Raw genomic sequence first — 268 nt, forward strand, 5'->3', positions numbered from 1 at the left:
CTCGCCGAGTCCACGGGGCCCCTGCTCGACGTCGTTGCCGCCAGCGGCGTCGGAATCCCGCCCGGACTCTTCAGCATCATCGCCCTGATCGCCATTGCCAACGGAGCACTGCTGTTCATGGTTATGGCCAGCCGCGTCGGCTACGGCTTGGCTGAGGCGGAACTGCTGCCCCGCGCCTTCGCCCGGGTGCTTCCGGGCCGCCGCACCCCCTGGGTCTCCATTGTTGTTGTTGCCGGATTGACGATCATCCTTACCCTCGTGGGAAACG

At 66.4% G+C, this 268-nt stretch carries 1 protein-coding gene; it reads left to right on the top strand.

Annotation, left to right across the window (positions count from 1 at the left end; all coding sequences use genetic code 11):
- A partial coding sequence (locus tag SB754_RS20625; RefSeq protein ID WP_410784225.1) for an amino acid permease occupies positions 1-268 on the top strand: 268 nt, incomplete at both ends.

Origin of the sequence: Leifsonia sp. SIMBA_070, from assembly GCF_046534635.1 — a bacterium.
Lineage (GTDB): Bacteria > Actinomycetota > Actinomycetes > Actinomycetales > Microbacteriaceae > Leifsonia.